The organism is Bacillus sp. FSL K6-0255 (assembly GCF_045040725.1).
In the GTDB taxonomy this organism is placed as follows: Bacteria; Bacillota; Bacilli; order Bacillales; family Bacillaceae; genus Bacillus; species Bacillus subtilis.
This window is the reverse complement of sequence record NZ_CP150278.1, coordinates 408,477-423,730: the sequence shown is the minus strand read 5'-3', so window position 1 is coordinate 423,730 and position 15,254 is coordinate 408,477. Positions and strand designations below refer to the sequence as shown.

Annotated in this window: 15 protein-coding genes; 6 read left to right on the top strand and 9 right to left on the bottom strand. The window is 45.4% G+C overall.

Going from position 1 to position 15,254, the window contains the following annotated elements; translation table 11 throughout:
* Nucleotides 1–95 precede the first annotated feature (95 nt).
* From gerKB to gerKA, 3 genes are read right to left on the bottom strand one after another with little or no spacing between them, the layout of a single operon-like run.
* Nucleotides 96–1,217 carry a spore germination protein GerKB gene (gerKB, locus tag MHB62_RS02140; RefSeq protein WP_003234509.1) on the bottom strand — a complete coding sequence of 374 codons (1,122 nt, stop codon included), beginning with the start codon at nt 1,215–1,217 and terminating at the stop codon, nt 96–98.
* A 24-nt stretch (nt 1,218–1,241) separates the two neighbouring features.
* The gene (gene gerKC / locus MHB62_RS02135; RefSeq protein WP_003246578.1) at nt 1,242–2,465 is read right to left on the bottom strand and encodes a spore germination protein GerKC; all 1,224 of its coding nucleotides are present in this window, start codon (nt 2,463–2,465) and stop codon (nt 1,242–1,244) included.
* Entirely contained in the window at nt 2,455–4,089 is a 1,635-nt protein-coding gene (gene gerKA, locus MHB62_RS02130; RefSeq protein WP_003246515.1) for a spore germination protein GerKA, read from the bottom strand. The genes gerKC and gerKA overlap by 11 nt, the downstream gene beginning before the upstream one ends.
* A gap of 125 nt (nt 4,090–4,214) precedes the next feature.
* Between gerKA and MHB62_RS02125 the strand changes: the two genes are divergently transcribed.
* The gene (locus tag MHB62_RS02125) at nt 4,215–4,436 is read left to right on the top strand and encodes a hypothetical protein (protein ID WP_015715241.1); all 222 of its coding nucleotides are present in this window, start codon (nt 4,215–4,217) and stop codon (nt 4,434–4,436) included.
* Between the two features lie 14 nt (nt 4,437–4,450).
* Here the strand turns inward: MHB62_RS02125 and MHB62_RS02120 are convergent, their stop codons facing one another.
* Nucleotides 4,451–6,205, bottom strand: coding sequence for a right-handed parallel beta-helix repeat-containing protein (locus tag MHB62_RS02120; RefSeq protein WP_032722911.1), 1,755 nt, complete (start codon nt 6,203–6,205; stop codon nt 4,451–4,453).
* Nucleotides 6,206–6,484: 279 nt separating this feature from the next.
* Between MHB62_RS02120 and MHB62_RS02115 the strand changes: the two genes are divergently transcribed.
* Entirely contained in the window at nt 6,485–7,963 is a 1,479-nt protein-coding gene (locus MHB62_RS02115; RefSeq protein WP_032722910.1) for a peptide MFS transporter, read from the top strand.
* A gap of 40 nt (nt 7,964–8,003) precedes the next feature.
* On the opposite strand, the gene MHB62_RS02110 is transcribed toward MHB62_RS02115, so the two are convergent.
* From MHB62_RS02110 to MHB62_RS02090, 5 genes are all read right to left on the bottom strand, one after another.
* On the bottom strand, nt 8,004–8,849 hold the full coding sequence (locus tag MHB62_RS02110) for an alpha/beta fold hydrolase (protein ID WP_032722909.1): 846 nt from the start codon (nt 8,847–8,849) through the stop codon (nt 8,004–8,006).
* Between the two features lie 65 nt (nt 8,850–8,914).
* Entirely contained in the window at nt 8,915–9,379 is a 465-nt protein-coding gene (locus MHB62_RS02105; protein ID WP_015715237.1) for a pyridoxamine 5'-phosphate oxidase family protein, read from the bottom strand.
* Nucleotides 9,376–9,603 (bottom strand): phenolic acid decarboxylase subunit BsdD, encoded by a 228-nt coding sequence (bsdD, locus tag MHB62_RS02100; RefSeq protein ID WP_010886405.1) that lies wholly within the window; start codon nt 9,601–9,603, stop codon nt 9,376–9,378. The genes MHB62_RS02105 and bsdD overlap by 4 nt, the downstream gene beginning before the upstream one ends.
* Nucleotides 9,604–9,619: 16 nt before the next feature.
* Nucleotides 9,620–11,041 (bottom strand): phenolic acid decarboxylase BsdC, encoded by a 1,422-nt coding sequence (bsdC, locus tag MHB62_RS02095; RefSeq protein ID WP_032722908.1) that lies wholly within the window; start codon nt 11,039–11,041, stop codon nt 9,620–9,622.
* 2 nt (nt 11,042–11,043) lie between these two features.
* Entirely contained in the window at nt 11,044–11,658 is a 615-nt protein-coding gene (locus MHB62_RS02090; RefSeq protein ID WP_015715236.1) for a non-oxidative hydroxyarylic acid decarboxylases subunit B, read from the bottom strand.
* 89 nt (nt 11,659–11,747) lie between these two features.
* Between MHB62_RS02090 and bsdA the strand changes: the two genes are divergently transcribed.
* The 4 genes from bsdA to tcyC all read left to right on the top strand — a co-directional run bounded on the left by bsdA (nt 11,748) and on the right by tcyC (nt 14,990).
* Nucleotides 11,748–12,620, top strand: a complete 873-nt coding sequence (bsdA, locus tag MHB62_RS02085; RefSeq protein ID WP_003234533.1) for a transcriptional regulator BsdA — start codon at nt 11,748–11,750, stop codon at nt 12,618–12,620.
* Between the two features lie 115 nt (nt 12,621–12,735).
* Nucleotides 12,736–13,542 (top strand): cystine ABC transporter substrate-binding lipoprotein TcyA, encoded by an 807-nt coding sequence (gene tcyA, locus MHB62_RS02080; RefSeq protein ID WP_015382752.1) that lies wholly within the window; start codon nt 12,736–12,738, stop codon nt 13,540–13,542.
* Nucleotides 13,529–14,233 carry a cystine ABC transporter permease TcyB gene (tcyB, locus tag MHB62_RS02075; RefSeq protein ID WP_003234541.1) on the top strand — a complete coding sequence of 235 codons (705 nt, stop codon included), beginning with the start codon at nt 13,529–13,531 and terminating at the stop codon, nt 14,231–14,233. The genes tcyA and tcyB overlap by 14 nt, the downstream gene beginning before the upstream one ends.
* A gap of 13 nt (nt 14,234–14,246) precedes the next feature.
* On the top strand, nt 14,247–14,990 hold the full coding sequence (gene tcyC, locus MHB62_RS02070) for a cystine ABC transporter ATP-binding protein TcyC (RefSeq protein WP_032722907.1): 744 nt from the start codon (nt 14,247–14,249) through the stop codon (nt 14,988–14,990).
* Nucleotides 14,991–15,254 lie beyond the last annotated feature (264 nt).

Below are 15,254 nucleotides of genomic sequence, written 5' to 3'. Positions count from 1 at the left end.
CCTCTGCCAGTGCAGACAGGGGCGCACCCTATATCCCCCTTTTATATAGAAGTGAACATAAAAAGAGCGGCGGCCGCATCCCCCCGCTCTTTTTATCATTTTTTTGCTTCCTCCCCTTTTGACTTCTCTCTTCGTTTCTTTTTCCAAACGGCCACAATAAACAGAAAGAGCGGAAACAATAATTGAAAAGGCAAATGAATATACAGCGGCACCACGTTCAGGCCTTCATTCAAGTGCTCCGAAAAGTTAGTCGCGATCGTTATAGAAAGGATTAAGATGCCCAATCCCATCGGATAAGCCAATTGAGAGGGGTTCTTTTCCTTAAAGAGCGTAGATGTCCCAACCACAGTGGCATATAAGTAGAGGCTGACCTTAAAGAAGCCGCCGATGATCAGCGCCAGCATAAAAAAGACATCGAGCCGGTCTAAAAATTCTTCGACCTTGATTGTCTGGATCGTGCTTAAAAGCGGAAACTGGGATCTGAGTGTAAGATCAACATCAAGCACGCTAATATTAATCGCCACGGTGAGCGCCACAATCAATCCGCTAATAGCCATGGCGATCATCCCCATTTTTTTCACATCTTTTCTGTCATTCAGGTTAGGGAAAATCATCACAAATAAAACAACTTCACCAAATGGAACGTACATGGTCTGTGTGAAAACAGAGTGAAGGACAGGAGAAATGCCGTTTGCCAAAACCGGCTTTAAATTGTGCGGGTCTATAGTCCCTGAGACAATAATCAGCACAAGGCCGATCGCGCCCAGTAAATACATGGCCCCGAAAAGAAGTTCGGCCGCGCGTGCGAGTACTTCAATTCCTTTTCTTACGGCATATATGCTTACTACCATTAATAAAGCATTTACAATAATGATAGGTGTATCATGATAAGCAAACGTCAGCAGCATTTCTCCAAAGTCACGCAGCACCCTTGCGGCAATATAGGCAAAGTACAAGATATAGAGAAATGAAAACAGCCAGCTCAGCTTGGTTCCCAGCATATCATCCATATATTCTTTCGGAGAAGAATTCGGATAACATTGATAAATGCCTTGATACAAATAGAAAAGAAACAGTCCGATCGCACAGCCTAATAAAACTGCTATCCAAGCATCCCTGCCCGCCATTGATCCCGGTGTAATCAATAAGGAGCTGCCCAGTTCAAAAATGATAATCATGACAAACAACTGCCTTATGCTTATTCTGGCTTTTTCCATCTGTCACTTCCCCTTTCTTCAGACCTAATCATCTTTAAACTGGTGTTTGATCGGATTGTTTCGCAATCCCGTCCTTCTGATATACGTCTCGGCCTTCACATCGATGGGCAGTTCCGGCAAATATTCTTTGTCCCAAGTGTCCTTCATTTTCTCCCACTGCTCCGGATACTTTCTATATATCGTGTCACCAAAACCGATAAAATCTATTTTATTCTTCTTAATCTTTTTCACAGTATGGCTGATTTCCTTTTCAAGCTCTTTGTTGAGCGCTTTTTCAATAGCGGCCAGCACCTTGGGATCAGACAATTGGAAAGGGTATTTGACAGCATCTATAATACCTTCAACCGACACTTTCACATGGATGTACGGGCGTCCGTTCCGCATTTTCGGTACCAGCTTTGTATCTTGATGGGTAACCTGCAAGCTGACCGCATCCTTCGTCTTGCCCCAGTCAGCATTAATAAACGTATGCTGGATCTTATTCATAAGCCAGACTGCCCCCACGCTTTCATCATCTTCCAGCCAATACTTTAAATATCCTGCCTTATCAAAAACCGCCAAACCATCTGCCTGAAGAATGGCTTTCGGGTCAGTCGCCTGCGTGTTTTCCATGCTGACTCCTTTTTTATCGTCACCAATCATCATATATCCGGGGATGACCGGTGCCATAGTGTTGGCGGCAAGTGTTTTCAAAACGTCCTGAATATTGATTTTGACCACCCGCCCGTATTGTGCCTCCGTGAAATCGAGTGTTTTATTGACTTTATTTGACGGAATTTTATCAATCGGCGTCAAGATTTTCACAATATTTTCTGCTTTTGTTTTATGGGCAACGACGAATGTTGCTGTTGTCCTGAATTCTGTGTCCCGGTCAAGATTATCTAATACAAAATCCAAACCTTCTTCTTTTGCCAGCTTTTCATTGATCACGACTAGATTGGTATGGGCAAAATAAAGCCGCCGTGATACCTTCATGGAGGCTTTTCTGAGTGCTTCCGTTATATTGTTACCTTCAATCGAATAGACAGATACAGGCGGCCTGTCTCCAGCACCGCCTCCCTGAAGGCCGCCGGCAACATTTCCTGGATTGATAATTTGAAGATGCAGCACGTAGTTGCTGTCGTTTGTCCGATCGATGCCAATCGCCGAGATAATCGCAAGATCCGTCAGCTCCCGCTTATCCCAGCAGCCGGGCAGCACAATGACGCTCAAAAGCATGAGAACGGCTAATAGACATTTACGTACCATTCTGATCCCCTTCTTCCAAATCTTTGTTCACCATTCCTCGTGAAGCGGCCGGCTCTGGGCGTTGATCTTTCCCCTGCCGCACCTTATCTTCCTTGCTGACCGATTCCGGCCTTTTTTCATCGGCCCACCACGGAACCCGGAAAAGCGCGTCCTTTACGCCTTGTGAAGAAAAAGGTGCAAGCGGCGACATATATGGAACGCCGAATGAACGAAGACTGCATAAGTGGACAAACATCATAATGATCCCTAAAATCAGCCCGTAAAAACCCATAACAGCTGAGGCAATAATAAAGATAAACCGAATAAGCCGGGCTGAAATCGCCATTGCAAACGCCGGTGTTGCGAAGCTCGCAATCGCGGTGAGTGCCACGATAATCACCATTGCCGGAGAGACGATACCAGCCTGTACGGCAGCCTGGCCGATTACGAGCGCGCCTACGATTGACACTGCCGAGCCGACAACCCGGGGCAGCCTGACTCCCGCTTCCCTCAGAATCTCAAAAGCAACCTCCATCGTCAGCGCCTCCACAACAGCCGGAAACGGGACAATTTCCCGCTGGGCCGCAATGACCACTAACAGCTGAGTCGGTATCATTTCTTGATGAAACGTCGTGGCTGCCACGTATACAGCTGGTGCCACAAGCGAAATGAAAAAGACTAAAACACGAAGAATTCTTATGCTTGTCGCAATGTCAAAACGCGAATAATAATCCTCAACAGACTGAAAAAACTGGACAAATAAGGCTGGGGCAATAAGCACAAACGGTGTTCCGTCCACAATAATCGCGAATCTTCCTTCTAACAGATTACCCGCTACAACATCAGGGCGTTCTGTATGATACATAGTCGGAAACGTCGTAAAGGTTTCATCTTCAATCAGCTGCTCAATATATCCAGATTCCAAAATACTGTCAATATCTATTTTTTCCAGGCGCTGTTTCACTTCCTTCAGCACCTTTTCATCACATATTCCTTGAATGTACATGAGAGCGATATCCGTATTCGTAACAGAACCTTTTTTCATTTTTTCAACCCATAAATTCGGATTTTTAATGTATCGCCGGATCATGGAAATATTGGTTTGCAGAGACTCTGTAAACCCTTGGCGCGGGCCGCGGAATGACACCTGGGTGCTCGGCTCTTGGATGGAGCGCTGCTCTCCCCCTTGAGTGCTGCAAATCAAAGCTTCATCATGGCCATCAGCAAAAATGAGCGCATTGCCAAGCATTAACTCGGAAAAAAGCTTGTCCCAGCTCTTTTCCGCTTTCACCCCGCCCAGCGGGAGCGTTTTTTCAAGAATTTGCTGGATCGCATGAGTATTCTGGATAGACTCATCCTGTACCAATGGGTCAATTAACGACTCATGGATCGTGTTATTATCGACCAGCCCAGAAATATAGATAACAGCTAGGTGGACATGATCCTGCTCCCCGATTTTAATCTCGCGAATGATGACGTCAGAGCTGCTTCCGACTTCCTTTTTCGTTTCCGCTATATTCTTTGCTAAACTTGGAGAAATGAGAACCGGCCTTTCTTTTTCTTGCTGCTGTTCCTGATTCCTTTCGTCTGTATTCTGCTTGTCTTTTGAATCGGTATTGTTCTTTCGCTTAGAAAATAAAGGCATACACAAATACCTTTCCTTGTCGTTTTCTCATATTCTTCCTTTTAAAATTGAGATTATGCATTAGGGTTAGATGCGGTATAACTTCTCCGCCAACGATAGACACTAAAAGCGGAGGATGATGAAGCATGAAGATATTGGGCGTGACCGGAGTCATATTAATTTGTTTATTAGCTATTTCTGTATTGATGGACATGCTTCAAGGGTTCAGTTTAACAAAAGCCGTTTATAACAATATGTCCAGCTTTAAGATGACAACATTTGCGGAATGGGTCGTGCTTTTATTTTTTGTGTTAGTACTTGTAAGAGAAATGTACGTGATCTATAAATCGAAAAAAAAGAACCCCTAGAGGGGGCGCTTTTTTCAGACGATAAAATTGCCGTCTATTGTATCACTGCTGTGTTTGTTGATTGTCCCTTTAAAAATGCGGTTGCCGATGATTTTGGAGTTGGTTGACGTGTTTGTTTGAATAGCTGTCGCAGTGCCCGCGGAGAGGTTATTGATGGTGTTTCCTGAGACGATAGAGCCTGCAGAGCCATTGATATAAATCACAATCGGATTCCCGGCTGTTCTGTTGACTGAAATGGTATTATCAAAAATCTCATGCACACCGGCGCTGATATAGATGGTGACCAAAAGCGGAGATCTCTCTAAGTGGTTGCCGATAATTGAGGTTTTCGCACTTGTGGAGCAATAAATGGGGTAATTTTTGAACTCTTTAAATGTATTGTTTTTGATGATGGCGCCGGCATTGTTTGTGACGGAAACAGAATATGATTCCGGCACTGCTTCAAACGCGTCAGGATTCAGTGTATTCCCTTCAATCACCGCGTTCCCTTGAGCAATCCAAATGCCCCGGCTGAATTTTCTCAGGAGATTATCTTTAATGATCATATTTCCGCCGGAAACGTTCACACCGTCAACGACTTGAATGAGACAGTTATTCAGAAAAGCGATGTCATCTGACAGCACTGCGCGAAGACCGATGCTGCGCCTTGTTTCAGACAGTCCGTTTTGAATTTGGTTTCCGTCTACCTTTACATCGGAAGACTGATAAACCAATATCCCTGTGTTTTCAAAGTTGCTGATTTTGTTGTTCGTCACAAGAACGCTCTTTCCTCTGACATCAATTCCAGTTGAAAATCCGGTAATGAGGTTGCCAGCGATCACTGCATCACTGGTCTCTTTTCCTTGTGATACACCGAGTCCGGTTATCCCGACTCTTGGCGCAGCCGCCGCGTCTTCAGGGCGTCTCAGAATATTGCCCTTGATCACTGTTTGCGTCCCATATCCGTAGCTGATTGTATTGTCAGAGTGATTTCCTTCTATTAAAATGCCATACCCGTTAAAATTGGTCACAGAACTTGAAACGTTTCCAACAAAGTGGTTATTGCGAATTGATACATTAATCGGTTCCTCATAATCAACATCACCTTCGCCATATCCTTCAATGTCAATTCCGAATTTCGGCGCTGTTCCATTCCCCGTTCCGGCATCTTCAATCAAGCATTCCTCCACCGTGACCATGTCACATCCGGTAATGGAAATGTTATTTCTCCTCGACCGCCGAACCTCACAGCGGCGGATGATAATTTGCTCTGACGTTCGATAATCTTGATTGGTCTTTAATCCCCTTGGGCTGACTATGATCCCATCGCCGGTAAAATCAGAAATTTTCACATCATCAATGACAACATTCGAGCATCCTTCAATACATATGCCAAAGCCCCATTCATGGGTTGACCTTATCCCTGCCGAGGCATACGTATGCTCATCCCGTTCGCCGATAATTTGTCCCCCGGAAATGGTTATATTCTCTTGCTTGCCCACATAAAATGCGGAATAACCCCACGAACTATTCGGGATCACTTTCATGATACATTCGGGGTCCATCATAATCTCAAGGTTGCCGGGAACAATGATCCCCGCGTTTCGAAACCTCTGATTAAGATCTCCGCCAAGCGTTGCGTCTATTAAATATGTTCCCTTTGGAAACCAGACAGTATGATAGCCTTTCGATACAGCTGTACTGAGGCACTGATTAATCCGTTCTGTCGAATCCGTTTTACCATCTCCAGGAACACCGAAATCCGCTGCATTTAATATGAATTCAGCCAATTGCGAGCCTCCTTCTCTATGATTACTATCATGTTACTCACAAAGGCCCGATCTGCTTGTACATTTCTCTAAAATTTTATTAAAAAAATATAAAGGAATAGTTGTGTAAGAAAATCTCACGATAAAAAGTTTAAAAATTAGGAGGAAATCACTATTTTTAGGTATTTATAATTTTTCCAATATGGAACTATTTGAAATGAGTATAAATTATATTGACACAAGTATTATATAAGAATATGATTTTTATAATACACTTTTTTTAGAAAGGGTTTGGCTGACATGGCTTCGATTGATAACGAAAGTATCATTAAAAGCGTCCCGCAAAAAGGGTTCTTTGGTCACCCGCGAGGACTATTTACACTATTTTTCACCGAATTTTGGGAGCGTTTCTCTTACTATGGAATGAGAGCAATCTTACTTTACTATTTGTATACAGAGACGGTAAATGGAGGGCTCGGCTTTGACAAGGGCACTGCGGTTGCCATTATGTCGATTTACGGATCACTCGTATACATGTCCACCATTATTGGCGGATGGCTCGCTGACCGGGTATTCGGTACCGCAAACACCGTGTTTTACGGCGGCATATTCATTATGTTCGGCCACATTGCACTCGCCTATCCGGGCAGCGCGATCGCATTCTATATCAGCATGGTGCTTATTATTGTCGGAACAGGCTTATTAAAACCAAACGTTTCAAGCGTGGTTGGGGATCTTTACACGAAAGAAGACCCGCGCCGCGACTCAGGTTTCAGTATTTTCTACATGGGGATTAACCTCGGTGGTTTACTTGCACCGTTAATTGTCGGAACACTCGGACAGAAGTACAACTATCATCTCGGCTTCGGAGCTGCCGCGGTCGGAATGCTTCTCGGACTTATCGTTTTTGCTTTGACAAGAAAGAAAAACCTCGGGCTTGCAGGTTCCAATGTGCCGAATCCGCTGTCTAAAAAATCTGCGATTGGCACCGGAATCGGTGTTATCATCGTGGCGATCGCAGTGATGATCTCTGTACAAACAGGCGTGCTGACGATCAATCGTTTTATCGACCTTGTAAGTATTCTCGGTATTTTGATTCCTGTCATTTATTTCATCATCATGTTTACAAGCAAAAAAGCGGACAGCACAGAAAAATCCCGTCTTGCCGCTTACATTCCTTTGTTTATCGGTGCTGTCATGTTCTGGGCCATTCAGGAACAGGGAGCGACCATTCTTGCGGTATACGCTGATGAACGCATAAGACTTTCATTGGGCGGATTCGAACTTCAATCATCATGGTTCCAATCATTAAATCCATTGTTTGTCGTCATTTTTGCGCCAATATTCGCATGGCTCTGGATGAAGCTTGGCAAACGCCAGCCGTCTACACCAGTTAAATTCTCAATCGGAATTATTTTAGCCGGATTGTCATTTATCATTATGGTATTCCCTGCTATGCAAGGAAAAGAAGCACTCGTAAGCCCGCTTTGGCTCGTTCTCAGCTTCCTGCTTGTCGTGCTTGGAGAGCTGTGCCTGTCTCCAGTCGGTTTATCCGTGACAACGAAACTGGCACCAGCTGCCTTCTCTGCACAGACAATGAGTATGTGGTTTCTGACGAACGCAGCAGCCCAAGCGATCAATGCCCAAGTAGCCGGATTGTTTGATAAAATTCCTGAAACAATGTACTTCGGCACCATCGGTTTGATTTCTATCGTTCTTGGCGGCATTCTCCTGCTGCTCTCGCCGATGATCAAACGCGCGATGAAAGGGGTCTTATAATCAGAAACAGCCCGCGGATTTTGATCTGCGGGCTGTTTTTTTATTGATCCAGCCATTTGCTGAAGCTTTGATCAAAGGCTTCCGGTTCTTCCAGCATCGGCTGATGGCCGCTCTTTTCAAAAATAACCTTATCCACATGGGGATATAAACCGTCAACAGCATCCCATAGCGAAACGGGTGCAACCAAATAATCATATCTCCCTAATCCGATATACACCGGCATACGAACATCAGCTAACCGCTGAAGAAGATCAATCCGGGCAAATGTATTGCCCCATAATTCATCAATGATCGGCATATTCGTGAATACGCCATCCCATAAGGCAGCTGCATGCGGCCGCTCTTGATAAAAGCTTTTCGCTTCAGCGCGAATACACATATGCACGAAGCGTCTTTCAGGATCTTTTTCAATGTCCTGCGGCAAATTCGCGATATCTTTTTCAAAGCGTTTCTTTCTCTCAAGGCTGGCTGTTTCCATGAAAAATGATTCGCTTTTTCGCTGTCTTTCTTCACTGTTATCAGGCGCAGTATTGAAGAGCGCCACCTTCCGGACATGTTCAGGATATGTCCTGGCATATTCCAAAGCCATAAAAGCATGCCCGGAATGCCCCAGGATAATAATATCCTCAAACTGAAGAAATGTTCTCATCCTTTCGATATCAGCCAAGACGGCATCAAGCCTCGAATCCTCCGCACGAAGCCCTCGCTTAAGCTTAGCAAATCCCCTATGGTCGACAAAGACCCATTGATATTTCTGTTTGATATCTGAGGAAAAAAGGCGCGGATAGTAAACCGCACTCCCGATCACAAGGATGGGTGCGCCCTCGCCCTCAATTCGATAAGCTAAATCAAAGCCGTCCGAGTGACAGATCCCCGCACGTTCCATTTCTCACGCCCCCTTTGTTTTCATTATATAAAAAAAGCCTGACGCATGGCGTCAGGCTATCGATATTACCGCTTTAAATCTTCCAGGGTCTTTTCCCATCTGCCCAGCACCTCTTCAGGGCTGTGAAGCTGTATACGGACACCTGAAGTCAAATCAGCGTATTTCGCAACGTCCTCCTTCACTGAAACGATGCGGCAGGAAAAACGGTCTCTATCATATTCGGCATCTTTCAAAGGCGGTAAAGGCGCGCATTCAAGCTTTACATAATAGGCCGCTCCCTTCCACCACGCCGTGAACTGTGCTTTTCCTGTGCGAAGGATGTTGGCCGAAGTCATTGTGTTTTTCCACAGAGCGATTCGGATATCAGTTCGGCTCAGCGCGATAATTTCACCCGCACTGATCATAGCGGCATGCGGCCAGCCATCCTCTGATACTGTTTGCAGAACGAAGGCCTCATGCTGCTTCTCATTCAGGCATCTCCCGTCAAGCAGCTCAAAGAGACGGTCTGACATACTGTTCACGCCGATCAAGCCTTTCGTTCCGGCACCGCCGGAACTTCAATTGCTGTTTCTGTTTCCTTTGGATCAATTTTAAACGCTGGATTGTATTTTTCGGGATTTGTAATGCTTTCCGGTTCACAGGATCTCCATGTAAAAAAGCATGTTTGGCACTGATAAACTTCCCATGCGCCTTCTACAGGCGATTTGCTCATGACTTCTCCCTTTTTTGAGTCGCATCGAGGACATGTATGCATTTCGAACATCCTTTCCTTATTTATTCATTAAGTCCATTAGTTTTTGTTCCCATTCTTTCGTTGTTAGCGGAGAATCAAGCGGCTGTGAATAATGGCCTCTTGTTTCCGGCGCAACCGGTGTAGTGGCGTCAAGAATCATTTTGTGAGTGATTCCTGATGGATTGGATCCCGGATCAAGCGGCAGGACAGATAAGTCCGGAATGATGACCGCATCGTGTTTCGGATGCATTTTGGTCGAAAGCGCCCACATGACCTGCGGAAGGTTGAATGGATCGACATCCTCATCAACGACAATGACCATTTTGCAGTAGCCGAGTCCGTGCGGCGTTGTGAGTGCGCGCATGCCGACCGCTTTCGCAAATCCGCCATAGCGGGTTTTTGTGGAAACAATCGCGATTAAACCGTGTGTGTACATGGCGTTCACTGCCACAATTTCGTTCGGATACGCTTCTTTTAACTGCTGATAAAGCGGCACGCATGTGTTAATGCCGATCATGTAATCGCATTCTGTCCAAGGCATGCCTAAGTATAAATGTTCAAAGATCGGATTGTTTCTGTGATAGACGCGTTTAATTTTGATAATCGGCATGCTGCGTCCGCCGGAATAATGGCCTGTGAATTCACCGAACGGCCCTTCATATTCGCGCTCTCCGGCAATAATCTCACCTTCAAGCACCACTTCAGCGCCCCACGGAACATCAAGATCAGACAGCTTTGATTTGACGATGCGATATGGTTCGCCTTGAATCGCACCTGCCATTTCGTATTCTGATTGATCATAGAGAAGCGGAGTCGATGCCGCCGTTGTAATGACCGGCTCACAGCCGAGCGCAATAGTGACCGGAAGGTTGATGCCGCGTTCTTCAGCTTGGCGCAGATGGATTGCAATATCGTGCTGCGGGACAGGCTGAATGCCAAGGCGGTCTTTTCCTTTGACTTGCATTCTGTAAATGCCGACATTTTGTTTGCCGAAGTTGTCAGGGTCCTCAAGATCACGGGAAATGACACATGCTTTGTCTAAATAGTAGCCTCCATCACCCTGGTTAATTCTGAAAAGAGGCAGTATATCGAACAAATTGATATCTTCTGTGATTTCATTTTCATGAAATGGCGCTGTTTCCTCACGTTTGACCGGCATCGGAAACTGGTCATAACGCTTTGCGAATTCAAAAAACTGTTCTTTTACCGGTGTGTCTTTCGGCATGCCCAGCATCATGGCATGGTTTGGCCAAGAGCCGATGACATTCATCGCAATTCGCGAGTTATGATAGCCGTAAATGTTGTTAAATAAGAGCGCAGGGCTTTTATCGCCAAGATTGCTGGCTGCCCGTGCGGCGGCCCCTAAATCCGGTTCCGGCTTTACCTCTTCATTCACTGTAAGCAGCTGTCCTTCTTTTTCAAGGGCAGCGAGAAATTCTCTGAAATCTTGATAAGCCATGATCAAGCTCCTCCTTTTTGTTTTTCAATCCCATTCCAGCGCTTCGCTTCAGGAAGCCGAATGCCGAATTGGTCCAACGTTCTGAATACAATATGGTCAACCATTTCCTCTAAGCTTCTCGGCTGATTATAAAATGCCGGCATCGGAGGAAGAATGATGGTGCCCATTTTCGTAAGCGCTAGCATATTTTCGAGATGAATTTGGTTCAAAGGCGTCTCTCTCGTTAAGAGGACGAGTTTTTTTCTCTCCTTGAGCATGACATCCGCCGCACGTGTCAGCAGATTATCCGCCATTCCGGTGCGAATGCTTGCGAGAGATTTCATGCTGCACGGCGCAACAATCATTCCATCGGTATCAAACGACCCGCTTGAAATGGCTGCCGCCTGATCCTTATGTGAGTAGGTGTATGTGGCCAGTTGTTCTACTTCTTGTAAGGTATAGCCTGTTTCGTGTTTGATCGTGACGTTTGCCCAAGGAGACACAACGAGATGGGTTTCCACTCCGGCGGCCTTCAGCCACTGCAGCAGCCTGACCCCGAAAATGGCCCCTGTTGCCCCTGTCATTCCGACAACGAGTTTCACTTTGCCCCCTCCTTTACGCTTGAATTCTGCTTTCATTTCAATCATACTCCTGATATATCCATATGAAAAATATCTATTAAATCTATATTTAATACCTAAAAGGTATGATAAGGAGGCGCTTTCTTTTGGATATTCGCCAGCTTCGATACTTCATTACCATTGCCCAAGAACAGAAAATCACGTCCGCAGCCAAAAAGCTTCACATGGCGCAGCCGCCTTTAAGCAGGCAGCTCAAACAGCTGGAGGACGAACTTGGTGTTGTCCTGTTTGACCGGAACAAGAAAAAACAAATGACTCTTACATATGAAGGAGCTGTTTTTCTAAAAAGAGCAAAAGAGATTCTGCATAGGTTTGAAGATGCAGTCATTGAGGTACAGGAGCTGAAGGAGGAAGTAGCCGGCACACTTGCCGTGGGATCAACGATTTATTGCGCGGCTCTGATGCTTGAAAAAGTAACACAGATCAAAGAGAGATACCCCCATCTCACCTTTAATATTTGGGAAAATGAACCCGCGACACTGTTGGAACTGCTGGAAAGCCGGCAAATCGATGCGGCGGTCACGACAACACTGATCAAAAGTGACACAGTACAATTCAAACAGCTTGATGACATTCCATGTGTGCTCGTGCTTTCAGATGAAGCCGGATATCCGTGCGGAGACACTATTAAGATGGAGGACATTCCTTCATTTCCGCTGATCCTGCTGCGGCCTGTCAACGGAAAAGGCGTTTATAATCAGGTCATGAATGAATTTCATCGTTTGAACCTGGAGCCGCGCATTGTTTGTGAATGCCACGACTCTGCAACTTTGCTCAGCCTCGTGTCATCCGGATTCGGCGCGTCTATTTTGCCCGTCACAATGATTCCCGTTCATATGAGAAATCACGTTCACACCGTCCATATCGAAAATAATCCCTTCATTATGACACCGGCTGTCATGTGGAGAACGGACAGTTATTTGCCTAAACCGGCACAGCAATTTTTGGATTTATTTTAAAAGATTTTGCCTTATGAAAACCAATTACTTGACTCATACTAAAAAAAAGTTATCCTTTAGATTTGTAAGCTATTTTTTTATTTCAATAAAATCAACCAGAAAAGTGGGGAATAAGATGAAAAAAGCATTATTGGCTTTATTCATGGTCGTAAGTATTGCAGCTCTTGCAGCTTGCGGAGCAGGAAATGACAATCAGTCAAAAGATAATGCCAAAGATGGCGATCTTTGGGCTTCAATTAAGAAAAAAGGTGTGCTCACAGTCGGAACGGAAGGAACATATGAGCCGTTCACTTACCACGACAAAGACACTGATAAATTGACTGGCTATGATGTCGAAGTTATCACAGAAGTCGCAAAACGCCTCGGGCTTAAAGTCGACTTTAAGGAAACACAGTGGGACAGTATGTTTGCCGGCCTGAATTCCAAACGGTTTGACGTTGTTGCCAACCAAGTCGGAAAAACAGATCGTGAAGACAAATATGATTTCTCAGATAAATACACAACATCAAGAGCCGTTGTCGTAACGAAAAAAGACAACAACGATATTAAGTCTGAAGCAGATGTAAAAGGAAAAACGTCAGCTCAATCACTGACAAGCAACTACAACAAATTAGCTACAAATGCCGGCGCTAAAGTAGAAGGCGTTGAAGGTATGGCGCAGGCCCTTCAAATGATCCAGCAAGGCCGCGTCGATATGACATACAACGATAAGCTTGCCGTATTGAACTACTTAAAAACATCTGGCAATAAAAACGTGAAAATCGCGTTTGAAACAGGTGATCCTCAGTCAACATATTTCACGTTCCGTAAAGGAAGCGGCGAGGTTGTTGATCAAGTCAACAAAGCATTAAAAGAAATGAAAGAGGACGGGACTCTTTCTAAAATATCTAAAAAATGGTTCGGCGAAGATGTTTCTAAATAATCTGCCGGCATTGACGCTTGGCACGGCGATCCCGTGGGATCTGGTGCAGCAGTCATTCTGGCCGATACTTTCAGGGGGAATCTACTATACGATTCCCCTTACGATTCTTTCCTTTATATTCGGAATGATCCTGGCGCTGATTACGGCGCTTGCCAGAATGTCGAAAGTGAGACCTTTGAGATGGGTGTTCAGCGTATACGTATCCGCAATACGCGGCACTCCTCTTCTCGTTCAATTGTTCATCATTTTCTATCTGTTCCCGGCCTTTAACGTCACATTAGATCCATTTCCAAGCGCAGTTATCGCCTTTTCTTTAAACGTCGGCGCCTATGCATCTGAAATCATTCGGGCATCTATTTTATCCGTGCCGAAAGGGCAATGGGAAGCCGGCTACACAATTGGCATGACACATCAAAAAACGCTGTTCCGCGTCATTTTGCCGCAGGCGTTTCGTGTGTCGATCCCGCCATTATCCAATACCTTTATCAGCCTGATTAAAGATACATCCCTCGCCTCTCAAATTCTGGTCGCTGAGCTGTTCAGAAAAGCCCAGGAAATCGGCGCGCGGAATCTTGATCAAATTTTAGTGATCTATATTGAAGCAGCCTTTATTTATTGGATTATCTGCTTCCTGCTCTCACTCGTCCAGCATGTCATCGAACGGCGTCTTGACCGCTACGTGGCCAAATAAGGAGGTTCCGAGTATGCTTACCGTTAAAGGATTAAACAAATCATTCGGTGAAAATGAAATTTTAAAAAAGATAGATATGAAGATTGAAAAAGGAAAAGTCATCGCCATACTTGGGCCTTCAGGTTCAGGGAAAACGACGCTGCTTCGCTGCCTGAACGCTCTGGAGATCCCGAATCGCGGAGAGCTTGCATTTGATAATTTCTCCATCGATTTCTCTAAAAAGGTGAAACAGGCGGATATCCTAAAGCTTCGCCGAAAATCCGGAATGGTGTTTCAGGCGTATCACCTGTTCCCGCACCGCACAGCCCTCGAAAACGTGATGGAGGGCCCTATTCAGGTGCAAAAACGGAACAAAGAGGAAGTCAGAAAAGAAGCGATTCAGCTTCTTGATAAAGTCGGATTGAAGGACAAAATGGATTTATATCCGTTCCAGCTTTCCGGCGGCCAGCAGCAGCGCGTCGGCATCGCCCGCGCACTGGCGATTCAGCCTGAGCTCATGCTGTTTGACGAACCGACCTCAGCGCTTGATCCCGAGCTTGTCGGAGAGGTGCTGAAGGTTATCAAGGACTTGGCCAATGAAGGCTGGACCATGGTCGTCGTGACCCACGAAATCAAGTTCGCGCAGGAAGTTGCGGATGAAGTCATCTTCATCGACGGCGGCGTTATCGTGGAGCAAGGACCGCCGGAGCAAATTTTCTCTGCACCAAAAGAAGAACGGACACAGCGGTTCTTGAACCGGATTTTGAACCCGCTGTAATAAGAAAAACAGGGCGCCAGCGCCCTGTTTCAGATTATTGATAAAATCCTAAAACGATTTTCGTTTTAGGATTTTGTGATTTTCAGCGTGATTGAAAACCTTTGAAGTCTAGGAAGGGGGAGCATTGGAGCACAGCGAATGTTAAATTCGTGAGCACTGAAGCACAGGCCTGACAACGAATGCAAGGGTTTGCCAACACGCTGAAACAGGGCGCCTGCGGCGGCCCTGTTTTTTTGTTGAGCCCCTTTCGCCTATTCCGCCCTT